The organism is Anaerobacillus sp. (assembly GCF_046314235.1).
In the GTDB taxonomy this organism is placed as follows: Bacteria; Bacillota; Bacilli; order Bacillales; family Anaerobacillaceae; genus Anaerobacillus.
Map to the genome: position 1 here is coordinate 21,533 of NZ_JBKBWN010000008.1, position 16,200 is coordinate 37,732.

Consider the following 16,200-nt stretch of genomic DNA (forward strand, 5'->3'; position numbering starts at 1 on the left):
ACATCAGGGTTGATAGAGATTGTGAACAAGTAAACTATTATTATAAAATGCATTTATTAATCAGAATTTACTAATAATAATATGTATCCGTTTTCTTGACCGAATTAGTATAATGGGAGTAAAATAAAATTGTCACATTATATTCAAAGATAGTGTTTTTTACTTTGTTGACAAATTAAAAAAACTATTTTCCTAGTGTTAAAACTAAAAACTATGGAGGGGTGAAATTATTTAAAAAAAGTTCTAAAAAGAGTTCGTTTTGAATTCTACACTTTAGTTTTTTTAAAACTCGAGTATAGAATGAAGTTTGAGCTTTCCCGTTAGAAATGAGGTCTTAGACCTTTACAAAAATTAAGAAAACAGGGGGAAACAAAGTATGACCGGTAATCGAGAATTTTTCTTTCGCAAATTGCACTCTTTATTAGGAGTTATTCCAGTAGGACTTTTCATTATAGTTCATTTCGGAGTGAATTATTTTGCAACGTATGGCCCTGAAAGCTACAACAAAGCGACTCACTTTATGGAGTCATTACCGTTTAGATATGTTTTAGAGATTTTTGTCATATTCTTGCCAATTCTATTCCATGCGATTTACGGTTTATACATCGCTTTTCAAGCTAAGCATAACACGAGTACATATAGTTACTTCCGAAACTGGATGTTTAGACTTCAGCGTTGGACGGGTGTATTCACTGTCATCTTTTTAGCTTGGCATGTATGGGAAACTAGAATTGCTGCAGCTCTAGGAGCAGAGGTTAACTTTGCGATGATGGCAAACATTGTTGCCAATCCGTATATTTTAGCATTTTATCTTGTTGGTATCGTTGCTACAACGTTCCACTTTGCAAACGGACTTTGGTCGTTTTTCGTAAGTTGGGGGATTACTATCACTCCTCGATCACAACTAATCTCAACATACTTCACGTTAGGCGTATTCGTTGCCTTGACGTTTGTTGGTGTTCGTGCAATCTTAGCATTTATCTAGTAGCCAAATTTTGAAGGAGTGGTCATGATGAGTAAAGGAAAAATTGTTATAGTTGGTGGTGGCCTAGCAGGTTTAATGGCTACTATAAAAGCGGCTGAAGCAGGCGTCCAAGTAGATTTGTTTTCTGTAGTACCAGTAAAAAGATCTCACTCTGTTTGTGCCCAAGGTGGTATTAATGGAGCTGTAAATACAAAAGGTGAGGGAGACTCTCCTGCGGAACATTTTGACGATTCGGTATACGGTGGAGACTTCTTGGCAAACCAACCACCGGTAAAAGCGATGTGTGAAGCAGCGCCAGGAATTATACATCTAATGGACCGAATGGGTGTAATGTTTAACAGGACGCCAGAAGGGCTATTAGATTTCCGTCGTTTTGGTGGGACACAGCATTCTCGTACAGCATTCGCTGGAGCAACAACTGGTCAACAGCTTCTTTATGCATTAGATGAGCAAGTTCGCCGTCATGAAGTACGAGGCTTAGTTAAAAAATATGAAGGTTGGGAGTTCCTCTCAGCGATCATTGATGACGAAAAAACCTGTCGTGGAATTGTCGCACAAAACTTAGGATCTTCAGAGATTGTAAATTTTAAAGCTGACGCTGTTATTGTCGCAACAGGTGGACCGGGAATTATCTTTGGTAAATCTACAAACTCAATGATTAATACAGGCTTTGCAGCTGCAAAGCTTTATGAGCAAGGTGTATATTATGCAAATGGTGAATTTATTCAAATCCATCCAACCGCTATTCCAGGAGATGACAAGCTCCGTCTTATGAGTGAATCTGCTCGTGGAGAAGGTGGACGCGTTTGGACATACAAAGATGGTAAACCTTGGTATTTCTTAGAAGAGAAATATCCAGCATACGGTAACCTTGTTCCTCGTGATATCGCAACGAGAGAAATCTTTGATGTCTGTGTAAACCAGAAGCTAGGAATTAATGGCGAAAACATGGTATATTTAGATCTTTCTCATAAAGATCCAAAAGAATTAGACATTAAGCTTGGTGGAATTATGGAAATTTACGAAAAGTTTATGGGTGATGACCCACGTAAGTTACCAATGAAAATCTTCCCAGGTGTTCACTATTCAATGGGTGGAGTATGGGTTGATTATAACCAAATGACAAACATCCCTGGATTATTTGCAGCAGGTGAGGTAGATTATTCACAACATGGAGCAAACCGTCTAGGTGCCAACTCTCTACTTTCAGCGATTTATGGAGGAATGGTAGCGGGGCCAAAAGCGGTTGAATATATTAGTGGTCTTGAAAAGACTGCTGATGATGTATCGGAAAATGTTTTTGAACGTTATATTAAAGAAGAACAAACAAAATTCGATTCGATCCTAAAAATGGATGGAGAAGAAAATGCATATCAGCTACACAAAGAGTTAGGTGAATGGATGACAGATAATGTGACTGTTGTTCGTGAAAATAAAAAGCTACTACAAACAGATGAGAAAATTACAGAGCTTATGGAGCGTTATAAAAACATCAACATTAATGATACTGCTAAATGGAGTAATCAAGGTGTTGCATTTACCCGTCAGTTAGAAGGGATGTTAAATTTAGCTCGTGTAATTACTCTAGGTGCATACAATCGTAATGAAAGCCGTGGTGCTCATTATAAACCAGAATTTCCAGAGCGTAATGACGAAGACTGGTTAAAGACAACGAAGGCGAAATTCAATGCAGCGACAAATGCTCCGGAGTTTGAATATGAGGATGTTGACGTTTCATTGATCAAACCGCGTAAACGTGATTACACCACTAAAAAGAAAGTGAGTGAATAAGCATGAGCGAAAAAACCATTCGATTTGAAATCACTCGACAATCAGATACAAGTGCGACGCCATATATCGAAAAGTTTGAAATACCTTATCGCGAAAATATGAATGTTATTTCAGCGCTTATGGAAATTCGTCGCAATCCTGTAAATGACCGAGGTGAGAAAACGACTCCAATTAACTGGGATATGAGCTGTTTAGAAGAAGTATGCGGTGCATGTTCAATGGTTATTAATGGGAAGCCACGTCAATCATGTACAGCTTTAATAGATCAACTAGAACAACCAATTCGGTTAGAACCGATGCGCACGTTCCCAGTTGTGCGCGACTTACTTGTCGACAGAACTAGAATGTTTGAATCGTTAAAGAAAGTAAAAGCTTGGATACCTATTGATGGCACATATGATTTAGGTCCAGGACCAAGAATGGCAGAAAGTAAGCGCCAATGGGCTTATGAACTTTCGAAATGTATGACATGTGGTGTATGTTTAGAGGCCTGTCCAAATGTTAATAGCAAGTCTCCTTTCATCGGCCCTGCGCCGCTTTCGCAAGTCCGTCTCTTTAATTCTCATCCGACAGGAGAAATGAACAAAGCGGAGCGACTAGAAACGATTATGGGAGAAGGCGGTTTAGCAAACTGTGGAAACTCACAAAACTGTGTTCAGGCTTGTCCTAAGGGAATTCCATTAACGACATCAATTGCTGCTCTTAACCGCGATACGACAATTCAATCATTTAAGAACTTCTTTGGAAGTGACAATAATATTTAATTAATTGAGCAATAAATCTAGATTTATATCAAAGTGATGTGTAAAGAACGTTTGAAATTGAATAAGTCAGTTAAGTTCATAGGAGGCTGAATTTGTAACTAGTATTTTTGTGTGAGAAATATGGGAAATAATCCTATATTTGGTTACATAAAAACTAGTAAACACCAGCCTCTTTTTATTACAAACTAGTGAATGATTAATCATTCATAATATTAGGAGCGATTTTATGAAGAATATTGCTTATATTGAGAACTTTGATGATTGGATTAATGGTTTCACATATTCATATCCAGTGAAAGTTCGTTTTTCTGAAACGGACTTGTTTGGGCATTTAAATAATACAAAAGTCTTTGTTTATTTTGAAGAGGGGCGTATTGAATTTTTCAAAGAAATAGGAATCATGCAGCAATGGCTAACGAGCGCTGGCGACGGAATTCCAGTTACATCTGATTTACAATGTAATTATCTGCGCCAACTATTTTTTGATGAACGCTTGGATGTTTTTGTAAAGATAAACGCTATAGGTAAAACATCTGTTGATCTCCACTATATGATAAAAAATCACCAAGGTGAGATTTGCATTACCGGTAGAGGGCGAATGGTTCAAGTTCATAAAAAAACAGGGAAACCATTTGAGTGGGATGAGAATATGATGGAAAAACTGAAATCTTCTATTGTCTCTGCCAATATTTAAGTCACACGGTCCCTCTCTTTTACATAGGATAACGTAGCTAAGTACTAAAAATATTCCTATGCATTGCAGCCCGTGCAAGAGAGGGTGAAATTATTGAAGGATCATGAATTCCGTCCTAAACCACTACTCACAAAGCGTGAGAAAGAAGTATTTGATCTACTAGTTCAAGATAAGACTACAAAAGAAATTGCGCAAGAGCTATTCATAAGTGAGAAGACTGTTCGTAATCACATTTCAAACACAATGCAGAAGCTTGGAGTAAAGGGGCGCTCCCAAGCCGTCATTGAATTGGTGCGGTTAGGATATCTAAAAATTTAGCAGTTGAGGCTGGTTCATATTTGTTTGGCCTAAAAGGTGTGGCAAACATTTAGTGAGCCAGCCTCATTTGTTTTCTTTATGATCACAATTAAGTTTTTATATTTTTGTTAAATCTGATATAATAAAAAAAAATTATAGGAGTGATCAAATATGCCTGAAAAAATCTTTAAAATTACAGCAGATACAGGAATTCATGCAAGGCCAGCAACGCAATTAGTACATAAAGCTAGTCAATTTCAATCTGAAATTACTCTAACTTATAAAGAAAAATCTGTGAATTTAAAATCAATTATGGGTGTAATGTCATTAGGAGTAGGTCAAGGAGCAGAAGTAACGATCAAAGCAGAAGGATCTGACGCCAATGAAGCTATGACAGCACTTGATGCTGTTATTAAAAACGGACTTGGTAAATAAAACCCAAAAATTTAAGTGATTTTGAAGGGACTTATACTAATAGGTCTCTTTTTTGTATAGATAAGTATTTGGATATTAACTATATGTCGCTGGTTATCCTTGAGCGAGTCTCTAAAATTAGATAGAATTTTACGGCGAAAAGAAAGGGAACCAACGACATTACTTTGTAAGGATTAGAGGTAGGATTTTCCTATTTATGTGAAAATAAAGAGAGAAATGTATTTTTCTGCTCTAATTGCGAAAATAATCTACCTTAAATTGTAGACAACACTTGAAATTATTCTAAAAAACAAGGAGAATGTAAGCATGATGTCGAAATAAAGATAGCTTTCCTGTAATTTATCGCGGCAAAGTCCCTCGTCGCAAAAGTACAAGTTGATTCTCGAGGTAGAGCTTGGCTTAACAGGGCGCTTGTGCTTTTTAATGTAAAGGAGGAGGAAGAAAATGAATTCAAATAAAGAGATAGAACAAGTGGCACATATTGAAAAGTCAATAAGGATGATAGCAGATATTGTAAAGCAAAAAGGGCGTGAAATTTTAACACAATTTCCGATTACTCCGCCACAGTTCGTTGCGTTACAATGGCTTCATGAATATGGTGATATGACGATTGGTGAGTTATCTACAAAAATGTATCTAGCATGTAGTACAACGACAGATTTAGTAGATCGCATGGAAAAAAATGAACTTGTAGAACGAGTGAAGGATACAAATGACCGCCGTGTTGTTCGTATCCACTTACTTGACAAAGGTGCAACAATCATTCAAGAGGTAATTAAAAAGCGTCAAGAATATTTAAGTTATGTCCTAAAGCATCTATCTATTGACGAGGTTAATATTCTTGAACAAAATTTAAGTCACTTATACGAAGAAATGAAAAGAGATTAATTTACTACTAGGAAACTACAGATGAAAATGAGGGAAACACTTGAATAGAGCAATTGGTGTTATTGATTCTGGAATTGGGGGCTTAACAGTTGTAAAAGAAATGTTACGACAGCTTCCTAAAGAAGAAATTTTATATATTGGTGATACTGCACGTTGTCCCTACGGTCCTAGACCACAACATGAAGTCAGGCAGTATACATGGGAAATGATTAATTATTTATTAGATCGCGAGATAAAAATGCTCGTTATTGCATGCAATACAGCTACAGCTGTTGTGCTTGAGGAAGCGCGAAATAAGTTGAAGATCCCTGTTGTCGGTGTCATCCATCCAGGCGCGATTTCTGCTTTAAAGGTTACTAAAAATGATCATGTCGGGATCATTGGAACAATAGGTACAATTAATAGTGATGCTTATAAAACCACGTTATTAAGTATTAATAATAAGATTAAAGTAGAAAGTTTAGCTTGTCCTCTGTTTGTTCCGCTTGTCGAGAGTGGAATTTTTGAAGGAGAGGAAGTATACGAAATTGTCTCCAAAAGCTTGCAACCACTACGTAAAACAGCTATTGATACATTAATCTTAGGTTGCACTCATTACCCTCTTCTTAGCAATGTCATTCAAGAAGTTATGGGTGATAAAACTGAAATCATCTCCTCAGGTGATGAAACAGCAAGAGAAGTAAGTGCGCTACTCTATCATAAACAATTGCTTTATACAGGTAACCGAATACCTAATCATACTTTCTATACAACTGGTGAAGAAACTCATTTTAAGAATTTCGCCCAAGGTTGGTTAGAAACAACTATACCTCTAGTAACTACAATATCACTTACTTAAGCCCAAACATGTATTGGGCTTTTTGTTTTGTAAAAAAAAATCTTAAACCATGTTGGAGAGTTTTACAGAGAAGAGAGAGGGAACTAGCGACTGGGTTAGATGTAAAATGAGGCAAGCTTAACAACGCCAGAATAAAGTCGCTGGATTTCCTGGAACGAGCCTCTAAAATTCGTTAGAGTTTTACAGCGAAGAGAAAGTAAACCAGCAACCCGCATGAGTTATAGAGTTTTGTGTAAGGGAAATTGGAAACTTAAAAACTCTTAATTAAATATAAAAGGGTTGGTCTAAAATAATAAAAAGCTCGTATACATAATAGTACAAACCACCTGAGGAGGGAATATCATGCGTAAAAGTTACAGAGCAGGGGTACCAATGTTAATTGCTCTATCAATTATTGTTTCTGGTTGTAGTTACGGGGCCCAAAAGACTATGAATGAAACTGATCCACCACCAGTAAGTTATGTTGATGAAGAGGTAACGTTTGATAGTGATTTGGAAGTTGTTGAGGAGACTGGTAGTGAGATGGTGACAGAAACTACGATGAGAGAGCTGTATTTGATTGATCAAAATGGCCTAGTAGCTCCACAAGCGATTCAATTACCAAAATCAGAAGGAGTCGCAAAGCAAGCATTAGAATACTTAGTGCAAGATGGTCCTGTATCACAATTATTACCTAATGGGTTTCAAGCAGTGTTACCTGCTGGAACAGAAATTTATGGGGTGAATATCAAAGAGGGTGTTGCAATTGCTGACTTTTCTGAGCAGTTTAAAGACTATCACCCTGAAGATGAGTTGAAAATTTTGCAATCTATTACCTGGACATTAACACAGTTTGATAGTGTTGAAGCGGTGAAAATTCGTATCAATGGTCACGATCAAGAGGTAATGCCTGTTAACGGGACTCCGATTGGTGAAGGTTTCAGTCGCACTAATGGGATTAATATCGAAACCGATAACGTTGTTAATCTTTCTAATAGTAAAAGTGTAACATTGTATTTCCTTGCTCAAAGTGGCGAAAATGTTTACTATGTTCCTGTGACTAGAAGAGTAAATATGCAGGAGGATCAATACAAAGCTGTTGTTACTCAGCTTTTGGCAGGGCCATCTAGTTTCTCTAATTTACTAACTGATTTCCGCTATGGCGTTGAACTACTAGAAGAACCACGTTATGCAAATGGTGTTGTTACAGTAAACTTTAACGAAGCTCTACTAAATCATATTGAAGGAACTGCGATTAGTGAAGAAGTGTTAAATCTATTAGTCCTATCATTAACAGAGCAATCAGGTGTTGAGAAAGTAGCAATTGAAGTAAATGGTGATAATAAAATTTTAATGGCTACTGGAGAGTTTTTATCTGAACCTGTTGGAAGACCTCTAAAAGTTAATTCTGGAAAATATTAATGCTAGTTTTTGAGGTGTCTATCTTGTGTTAGGCACCTTTTTTTCATTTATTATCTCAATGAATTTCATCCTTCATTATTTTCGCTACTAAGTTCTAAATGTAGTTGCGTTAAAACCATTCGCAACTACATTTAGTTTGAAATAGCTCAATTAAGGTAATGATGAAATTCACTCATCTAGAAACACACTTATTTTTATGGGAACAATGGATAAAATAATTGAGTGGTTAATTACGTTTGTAGAACAAACTAATCATTGGTATGATAGTAAATGAAATGGAAAGAAGGAGGAATTTGGATGCGTGTTGATGGACGGCAATTAGATGAGTTAAGACCAGTACATATAGAAACGGAATATATAAAACACCCTGAAGGATCAGTATTGATAACGATAGGTGATACGAAAGTAATATGTACAGCTAGTATTGAAGAGCGGGTACCACCTTTTTTGCGTAATCAAGGAAAAGGATGGATTACCGCAGAATATTCGATGCTTCCAAGAGCTACTGAACAAAGAAATATTCGCGAATCGTCTAAGGGGAAAGTAACCGGTAGAACAATGGAAATACAACGATTAATAGGCAGAGCGCTAAGATCTGTCGTTGATTTGGATAAGATTGGCGAACGGACAATTTGGATTGATTGTGATGTCATCCAGGCTGATGGAGGTACGAGAACTGCGTCTATTACAGGTGCTTTTGTAGCTGTATCATTAGCTGTAGAAAAATATATGAAAGCTGGAAAGATCGATAAATTTCCAATTAAGGACTATTTAGCAGCTGTATCAGTTGGCGTTGATCAGAAATTAGGCGAGATCCTTGACCTAAACTATATCGAAGATTCAAATGCCGATGTCGATATGAATATCATTATGACTGGCAATGGTCAATTTGTTGAGCTTCAAGGCACAGGTGAAGAAGCAACTTTTTCAAGGGAACAACTTAATAAGCTACTAGACCTTGGTCATAAAGGTATTAATGAACTTTTTCAGGCGCAACGAAAGGCCTTAGGATCGTTTGCTGATAAGTTCAATTCGCTTTGAAAAATCTAGGAGTAGGTGGATAAATGGTGAAGGAACTTTTAATTGCAACAAAAAATATCGGGAAAGTTCGTGAATTTGAGGATTTATTCTCACAATTTGGTTATCAAGTGAAGTCTTTGTTGGATATAAAAGATGCTATTGATGTTGTCGAGGATGGTCTTACCTTTCGCGAAAATGCCGTAAAAAAAGCAGAAACAATCGCAAAACAGTATCAAATAGCAGCTTTAGCCGATGATTCTGGTCTAATTGTAGATGCACTTGATGGAAGACCAGGTGTTTTTTCTGCTCGCTATGCTGGTGAAGGTAAAGACGATTTGGCAAACTTAAAAAAGGTTTTAGAAGAATTAAGAGACATACCAGACACTAGTCGCTCAGCGCGTTTTCATTGTTCATTAGCTTTTGCTATCCCTGGCGAAGAAACAATCGAAGTAGACGGCACTTGCGAAGGAATCATAGCTAATGAGCCTATTGGTGATCACGGATTTGGTTATGATCCTATTATGTACATACCGTCACTAGGAAAGACAATGGCACAACTTACAAAACAAGAAAAAAACGATATTAGTCATCGCTCAGATGCATTAAAAAAATTACAAGAGCGCTTAACAACTTCTATATAGAAGATTGTTATCTAGAAATAAAGAGGAGAACTTTTATGAAGGCTTTAATAATAAGTGATAGTCATGGATTACAGAAAGAACTCTTTGAAGTATTTCAGAGACATACCCAAGATGTTGACGTGATCATTCATTGTGGAGATTCTGAGCTTGCGAAAGACAATTTTATGTCTTTTGATAAGCTCCTCATTGTGAAAGGAAACTGTGATTATGAACCGGGCTTTAAGAATGAGATAATGACAAATGTTTTAGGCCAAAACATATTTATAGTCCATGGTCATTTGCATGATGTTAAGTTTTCTGCAGTGAAACTTTCGTACTGCGCAGAAGAACTTGACGCGAACCTCGTTTGTTTTGGTCATACACATGAAGCCGTAGCTTTTCAAGAAAACAATATTCTCTATATTAATCCAGGAAGTTTCAGGTTGCCTAGAAAACGACCTGAACGAACTTATGCTATAGTAGAGTTTCAAAATAAAACTGCTACAGTTATTTATTTTGATCATTTGGGCAAGGAGATTTCAGACTTGAAAAGCAACTTTGTTTTAGTGTAGTATAAAGATAAGCGGTTAATAAGTAATAACTTCTTAGCCGCTTAAAAAACTTGACACTTAGTTCGAAAAGTTATATACTATATTTTGTCGTCACTAATATATGCGGGTGTAGTTAGGCATAACAATATAAATAAAATGCGGGTGTAGTTTAATGGTAAAACCTCAGCCACGAGCAAAGCATCTGTGAACGACTGCGAGTTGTCTCGACGGATAAGCTTCTAGGAATATGCTGGTAGAGGAAGAGACATGAATTTAGTTTGTAATAACTAGGCATAACAATAAAATTAAAATGCGGGTGTAGTTTAATGGTAAAACCTCAGCCTTCCAAGCTGATGTCGTGAGTTCGATTCTCATCACCCGCTCCAATTTGTCTCAGTAGCTCAGCTGGATAGAGCATGGCACTTCTAATGCCAGGGTCGGGAGTTCGAATCTCTCCTGGGACGCCATTTATACATAATTTCAAGCATAGGCCAATAACGCTTATGCTTTTTTAATTGTAAAAAACGAATGCAAAGCCCCAATTTAAGTCAGTACGTAGGGGGGGCATTCGTTTTTAATTTATACTTTTTTTAACTTTTCATCTTTTACGACAACATGAATCGTGTAATCTAAATTATGTTGAATAGCATCTTCTGAAAATTTGAAGACTTTCCAACCAATGCTTCGTAAATAAAACTCCTTGTGCCTAAGACTTAGATGCTTAAAAACAGCTGTACGGCGTTTTGGATATAAAAATATTGCGATCTTAAACTGTTCAAGAGCAATCGGGATAGTACAAAACCCGAATTGAATAGATGGAGTTACGTAAATACCTTGATTAATTAACCCGTCATAGAGCATTCTTTCCTCTTCTGATTTGCACATATGACGCAGATTTTTTACTGCGACAATCGCTGACATTCTTTTTTGTCTCAATCCAACAATAACTAATGTTAAAAATAGAATAGCTAGAAAAACATACTCAATAATAATATATTTCAAATTCATCACCGTTACCATCTTTGTCAGAATCGGTTTAAAATATTCCTAATTTGGTTAGTTATAAAAAAATTTAAATATTTCATATATATTTTTTTCTAATAGTCAAACCTTTTAACGGCAATTGTGTAAGCGTATACAACGAAAATAAGTATTCAAAATTGTCAAATTATTTTTAAAAAAGTGGTTGACCAGTCGGTCTAAACAGCGTATTATAATCCTCAAATACAAAAACAAAGGGTTTAATAAGAATTTTTCTTGTTAGAAAACATAACAAGAATACGAATAGAAATGACTCATGATTTATGTTTATAAAAGTCGGAAAATTCAATCTTATAATCTTGGCAAGTGATTATCATATAGACTTTTGTATATATAGTAACAAACTGATAAGATGACAATCCAGTTGAAAAAATAGATGGACTAGGAGATGTATACTATGCGCAGTGACATGATAAAAAAAGGTGTTGATCGTGCTCCTCATCGAAGTTTATTAAGAGCTACTGGGGTAACTGATGAAGACATGAATAAACCATTCATCGGTGTATGTAACTCATATATAGATATTATTCCAGGTCACGTTCACCTAAATGAGTTCGCTAAAGTAGTAAAGGAAGCAATTCGAGAAGCTGGTGGCGTTCCATTTGAGTTTAATACGATCGGTGTCGATGATGGCATTGCGATGGGACATATTGGAATGCGCTACTCGTTACCGTCTAGAGAGATCATATGTGACGCAGCAGAAACGGTAATTAATGCTCACTGGTTCGATGGAGTTTTTTACATTCCTAACTGTGACAAAATTACACCGGGAATGTTAATGGCAGCTGTACGTACGAATGTACCTTCAGTGTTTGTCACTGGTGGGCCAATGGAAGCAGGCCGAACAAAAGATGGTAAAAGCTTATCGCTAGCTTCCGTGTTCGAAGGTGTAGGTGCATTTCAATCCGGCAAAATGTCTCGAGAAGAGCTGTTAGAAATCGAGACATCTGCATGTCCTACATGTGGATCATGTTCTGGAATGTTTACCGCAAATTCGATGAACTGTCTAATGGAAATGGTAGGTGTAGCATTGCCAGGAAATGGTACGATTGTGGCTACATCCGATGATCGCAAACGATTAATTAAGGATGCAGCAAAACATTTAATGAATTTAATTGAAAAAGATATCCGTCCAAGGGATATTATTACGAAGGAAGCAATTGATGATGCCTTTGCTCTAGATATGGCAATGGGCGGATCTACAAATACAGTGCTTCATACTCTAGCGATTGCAAACGAAGCAGAAATTGAATACGACTTAAAGCGTATCAATGAAGTTGCCAAACGCGTTCCATACCTGTCTAAAATCAGTCCTGCATCTGATTATTCAATGCAAGATGTTCACGCAGCAGGTGGAGTGAGTGCGATCATTAAAGAACTATGCACCATAGAAGGAGCTATTCATCCAGATCGGATCACAATTACAGGTAAATCTCTATATGAAAATGTAAAAGACGCCGAAATTACAAATGATGAAGTCATTCGTCGTAAAGATAATCCATACAGCCCTGTTGGGGGACTCTCAATATTATTTGGAAATATTGCTCCAGATGGTGGAGTTATTAAGGTAGGAGGAGTAGATCCTAGTATTCAAACCTTTGATGGGAAGGCAATTGTTTTTGAATCTCAGGATGAAGCGTTAGAAGGAATTAATAATGGTTCGGTAAAAGAAGGCCACGTCGTTGTTATTAGATACGAAGGACCAAAAGGCGGACCAGGAATGCCTGAGATGTTAGCGCCAACTTCATCAATAATGGGAAGAGGTTTAGGGACGAAGGTTGCCTTAATTACAGATGGAAGATTTTCAGGAGCTTCAAGGGGTATTTCAATAGGTCATATTTCTCCTGAAGCCGCAGATGGTGGACCAATCGCATTCATAGAAAACGACGATAGAATTGTAATCGATCTTCCAAATCGAACAATCCATTTGGATGTTCCAGAAGAAGTCTTACAATCCCGAAAAAAATCTTGGGTAGAACCTGAACTTAAGGTGAAAAAAGGTTATTTAGCTCGTTACGCCAAACTTGTAACGTCGGCTAATACTGGTGGAGTTATGAAATATTAATAGATTAGAGAAAAGATGACGCATACGCTTTATCGGCTTTCGTTACTTTATACAGAAAGCCCCAATTTTCTAGCTAAATACTTTTATACTATAAAACGTTGAAGAGGAAAAGTAGCATAAGGATCGGTATCTTCAGAGAGCCGTTATTGCTGAGAAGCGGTGATGCCCCTAAATGTGAACTCACCTCTGAGTGTCAATATGAAAGGAAATTAAATTCCTAGTAATATTGATCGAGTGATACCGTCACTCGTTATCAAAAATGAACGAAAATTCGTTCCTGAGGTGATTATTTACGGAAATAATCATGAAAAAGGGTGGTACCGTGGAAAGAAACCTTTTCACCCCTTACCAAATAGCGTTTTGCGCTTTTTTATGGGGGTGAGAAGGTTTTTTGTTTTATGAAAGTGTTAGTAAGTCATTTCAAAAACAGCACTAGTGCTGTTTATAAAATATCAACTTGTAAGGGGGAAAAAGGGTGAGTACCAAGTTGAGGAAAAATGTTGTTACAGCTAGTTGTGAGAAGAAAATGATGACAGGGTCATCGATGTTAGTCGAGGCGTTAAAGGAAGAAGCTGTAGAGATAATCTTTGGTTACCCAGGCGGAGCAATTTTACCAACGTATGATGAGATTTATAAGGATGGAATTCGTCACATCTTAGCCCGTCACGAACAAGGAGCTATCCATGCAGCAGAAGGATATGCAAGGGTTTCGGGAAAACCAGGTGTGGTCGTTGTTACATCAGGACCAGGTGCAACGAATGTTGTCACAGGTATTGCCGATGCCATGATGGATTCCTTACCACTTGTTGTTTTTAGTGGGCAGGTTGCAACAACAGTGATTGGTACCGATGCGTTCCAGGAATCAGATGTTATAGGGATTACAATGCCAATTACAAAACATAATTATCAGGTTAGGGATGTAAATGAGTTACCAAGAATAATAAAAGAAGCATTCCATATTGCCACAACTGGAAGACCAGGGCCTGTTCTTATTGATTTACCTAAGGATGTCTCACTTGAAACAGGTTTGTTTGACTATAGTAAAGAAGTTAATTTACCTGGATATCAGCCAACGATTATGCCAAATAAACTGCAAATTAGAAAGCTCGTTGAAGCTGTTAGTAGTGCTAAAAAGCCTGTTATTTTAGCAGGAGCTGGTGTTTTACATGCGCAAGGTTCTGAAAGTTTAATCGAATATGTTGAGCAACAACAAATACCAGTAGCCTCCACGTTATTAGGATTAGGGGCCATGCCTGGAACCCACGAGTTATTTTTGGGGATGGCTGGAATGCATGGAACATATGCAGCAAATATGGCAATTTATCAAAGTGATCTTTTAATTAGTATTGGCAGTCGCTTCGATGATCGTGTAACAGGTAATCTAAAAAAGTTTGCCCCAAATGCGAGAATTGCCCATATTGATATTGATCCTGCAGAAATCGGTAAAAATATTGAGACGCAAATTCCTATAGTTGCTGATGCAAAGGAAGCGTTGAAAGAGTTAATTGCCCAAAATGGACTCAGAGGTCAAAACTCAGTGTGGAACGAAGATCTGAAACAATTAAAACAAGAATATCCACTATGGTATACAGAAGATCCTGCAGTCATTAAGCCTCAACAATTGATCGAGCGTATCTATGAAAAAACGAATGGAGAAGCAATCGTAACTACTGATGTTGGGCAACACCAGATGTGGGCAGCACAGTTCTTTAAGTTTAATAAACCAAATCGCTGGGTAACTTCCGGAGGTTTAGGAACAATGGGCTTTGGATTTCCTGCAGCAATAGGTGCTCAATTAGCTGAACCTAATACGCCAGTAATAGCTATTATGGGGGACGCTGGCTTCCAAATGACTTTGCAAGAACTCTCGTTATTACAAGAAATGAACTTACCAGTAAAACTTGTGATTGTAAATAATGCTTCATTAGGAATGGTACGACAATGGCAACAGCTATTCTTTGAAGAACGATATTCAAACTCATTATTTCCAGTTCAACCTAATTTTGTAAAGCTTGCCGAAGCTTATGACATTAAAGGGATGAGAGTAGATAATGTCACAGATTTGGATCGGGCTGTTGAGGAAATGCTCAATCACGATGGTCCTGTATTAGTAGATTTTCGTGTTGCCGAAAAGGAGAATGTATACCCTATGGTAGCACCTGGTGCAGGTTTACATGAAATGATTGGGGTGAAACCAGAATGAAACGTATTATTACTGCAACAGTAAACAATGTATCTGGGGTCTTAAACCGGGTTACTGGAATGTTAGCAAGAAGAAACTACAACATTGAAAGTATTACCGTCGGCCATACAGAAAATCCGGCTATCTCAAGGATGACGTTCGTTCTTGTAGTTGATAACAAAAAAAGCATTGAACAAGTGATTAAACAATTATATAAACAAGTCGATGTATTGAAAGTTTCTGATATTACAGATGAATCGATCGTTTCAAGAGAGCTTGCCTTAGTTAAAGTTTTTGCAACAGCCCAACAGCGTGGAGAAATTGCGGCAATTATTAATCCGTTCCGTGCAGTGATTTTAGATGTTGGTAGAGAAACGATGACAGTTCAAGTAACCGGGGATCAACAGAAAGTTGAAGCTTTAATAGATTTACTTCACCCTTATGGTATTAAAGAGTTAGCTAGAACAGGAATTACTGCCTTTAAGCGTGGTCATAAAACTTCTAGCGGAGATCAAAAAGTTTCACTAATAAATTAAATCCGGCAATAATTTTCGCAATATTTAAGGTAATTAAATGATTAAGAATTGTGTGAAGTGAAAATGTTAACGAGCCTTAAAAAGGGTATTTC

The 16,200-nt window shown here is 37.1% G+C and carries 16 protein-coding genes, 2 tRNA genes and 1 other annotated feature; of the genes, 17 read left to right on the plus strand and 1 reads right to left on the minus strand.

Going from position 1 to position 16,200, the window contains the following annotated elements:
- Positions 1-376 precede the first annotated feature (376 nt).
- The 14 genes from ACK4M9_RS12490 to ACK4M9_RS12555 all read left to right on the plus strand — a co-directional run bounded on the left by ACK4M9_RS12490 (position 377) and on the right by ACK4M9_RS12555 (position 10,751).
- Positions 377-985: a succinate dehydrogenase cytochrome b558 subunit gene (locus ACK4M9_RS12490; RefSeq protein ID WP_409850941.1), complete on the plus strand. Its 609-nt coding sequence runs from the start codon at positions 377-379 to the stop codon at positions 983-985.
- A 27-nt stretch (positions 986-1,012) separates the two neighbouring features.
- Positions 1,013-2,776, plus strand: coding sequence for a succinate dehydrogenase flavoprotein subunit (sdhA, locus tag ACK4M9_RS12495; RefSeq protein ID WP_409850943.1), 1,764 nt, complete (start codon positions 1,013-1,015; stop codon positions 2,774-2,776).
- 2 nt (positions 2,777-2,778) lie between these two features.
- Entirely contained in the window at positions 2,779-3,540 is a 762-nt protein-coding gene (gene sdhB / locus ACK4M9_RS12500; RefSeq protein ID WP_409850946.1) for a succinate dehydrogenase iron-sulfur subunit, read from the plus strand.
- A gap of 226 nt (positions 3,541-3,766) precedes the next feature.
- On the plus strand, positions 3,767-4,234 hold the full coding sequence (locus ACK4M9_RS12505; protein ID WP_409850948.1) for an acyl-CoA thioesterase: 468 nt from the start codon (positions 3,767-3,769) through the stop codon (positions 4,232-4,234).
- A gap of 93 nt (positions 4,235-4,327) precedes the next feature.
- On the plus strand, positions 4,328-4,552 hold the full coding sequence (locus ACK4M9_RS12510) for a helix-turn-helix domain-containing protein (RefSeq protein WP_409850950.1): 225 nt from the start codon (positions 4,328-4,330) through the stop codon (positions 4,550-4,552).
- Positions 4,553-4,702: 150 nt separating this feature from the next.
- On the plus strand, positions 4,703-4,966 hold the full coding sequence (locus tag ACK4M9_RS12515) for a phosphocarrier protein HPr (protein WP_409850952.1): 264 nt from the start codon (positions 4,703-4,705) through the stop codon (positions 4,964-4,966).
- Positions 4,967-5,410: 444 nt separating this feature from the next.
- Entirely contained in the window at positions 5,411-5,854 is a 444-nt protein-coding gene (locus ACK4M9_RS12520; protein WP_409850956.1) for a MarR family winged helix-turn-helix transcriptional regulator, read from the plus strand.
- 40 nt (positions 5,855-5,894) lie between these two features.
- Complete coding sequence (racE, locus tag ACK4M9_RS12525; RefSeq protein WP_409850959.1) at positions 5,895-6,692, plus strand: glutamate racemase; 798 nt, start codon at positions 5,895-5,897, stop codon at positions 6,690-6,692.
- 342 nt (positions 6,693-7,034) lie between these two features.
- Positions 7,035-8,093, plus strand: a complete 1,059-nt coding sequence (locus ACK4M9_RS12530; protein WP_409850962.1) for a GerMN domain-containing protein — start codon at positions 7,035-7,037, stop codon at positions 8,091-8,093.
- 297 nt (positions 8,094-8,390) lie between these two features.
- Positions 8,391-9,134, plus strand: coding sequence for a ribonuclease PH (rph, locus tag ACK4M9_RS12535; protein ID WP_409850965.1), 744 nt, complete (start codon positions 8,391-8,393; stop codon positions 9,132-9,134).
- Positions 9,135-9,160: 26 nt separating this feature from the next.
- Positions 9,161-9,754, plus strand: coding sequence for an XTP/dITP diphosphatase (locus tag ACK4M9_RS12540; RefSeq protein ID WP_409851453.1), 594 nt, complete (start codon positions 9,161-9,163; stop codon positions 9,752-9,754).
- Positions 9,755-9,789: 35 nt separating this feature from the next.
- A complete protein-coding gene (locus ACK4M9_RS12545) occupies positions 9,790-10,305 on the plus strand; it encodes a metallophosphoesterase family protein (protein WP_409850968.1) in 516 nt (171 codons plus the stop codon).
- Between the two features lie 291 nt (positions 10,306-10,596).
- Positions 10,597-10,670: transfer RNA gene (locus tag ACK4M9_RS12550), tRNA-Gly, on the plus strand.
- Positions 10,671-10,674: 4 nt separating this feature from the next.
- Positions 10,675-10,751: transfer RNA gene (locus ACK4M9_RS12555), tRNA-Arg, on the plus strand.
- Positions 10,752-10,863: 112 nt separating this feature from the next.
- On the opposite strand, the gene ACK4M9_RS12560 is transcribed toward ACK4M9_RS12555, so the two are convergent.
- Entirely contained in the window at positions 10,864-11,292 is a 429-nt protein-coding gene (locus tag ACK4M9_RS12560) for a hypothetical protein (RefSeq protein ID WP_409850971.1), read from the minus strand.
- Between the two features lie 430 nt (positions 11,293-11,722).
- Here ACK4M9_RS12560 and ilvD point away from each other — a divergent pair, with 430 nt between their 5' ends.
- The 3 genes from ilvD (at position 11,723) to ilvN (ending at position 16,108) form a co-directional block, all read left to right on the plus strand.
- Positions 11,723-13,390 (plus strand): dihydroxy-acid dehydratase, encoded by a 1,668-nt coding sequence (gene ilvD, locus ACK4M9_RS12565; RefSeq protein ID WP_409850974.1) that lies wholly within the window; start codon positions 11,723-11,725, stop codon positions 13,388-13,390.
- An 89-nt stretch (positions 13,391-13,479) separates the two neighbouring features.
- Positions 13,480-13,739: a binding site (T-box leader), on the plus strand.
- 126 nt (positions 13,740-13,865) lie between these two features.
- Positions 13,866-15,593 (plus strand): acetolactate synthase large subunit, encoded by a 1,728-nt coding sequence (gene ilvB / locus ACK4M9_RS12570; RefSeq protein ID WP_409850977.1) that lies wholly within the window; start codon positions 13,866-13,868, stop codon positions 15,591-15,593.
- Positions 15,590-16,108: an acetolactate synthase small subunit gene (gene ilvN, locus ACK4M9_RS12575; RefSeq protein WP_409850979.1), complete on the plus strand. Its 519-nt coding sequence runs from the start codon at positions 15,590-15,592 to the stop codon at positions 16,106-16,108. Before ilvB ends, ilvN begins: the two co-directional genes overlap by 4 nt.
- Positions 16,109-16,200 lie beyond the last annotated feature (92 nt).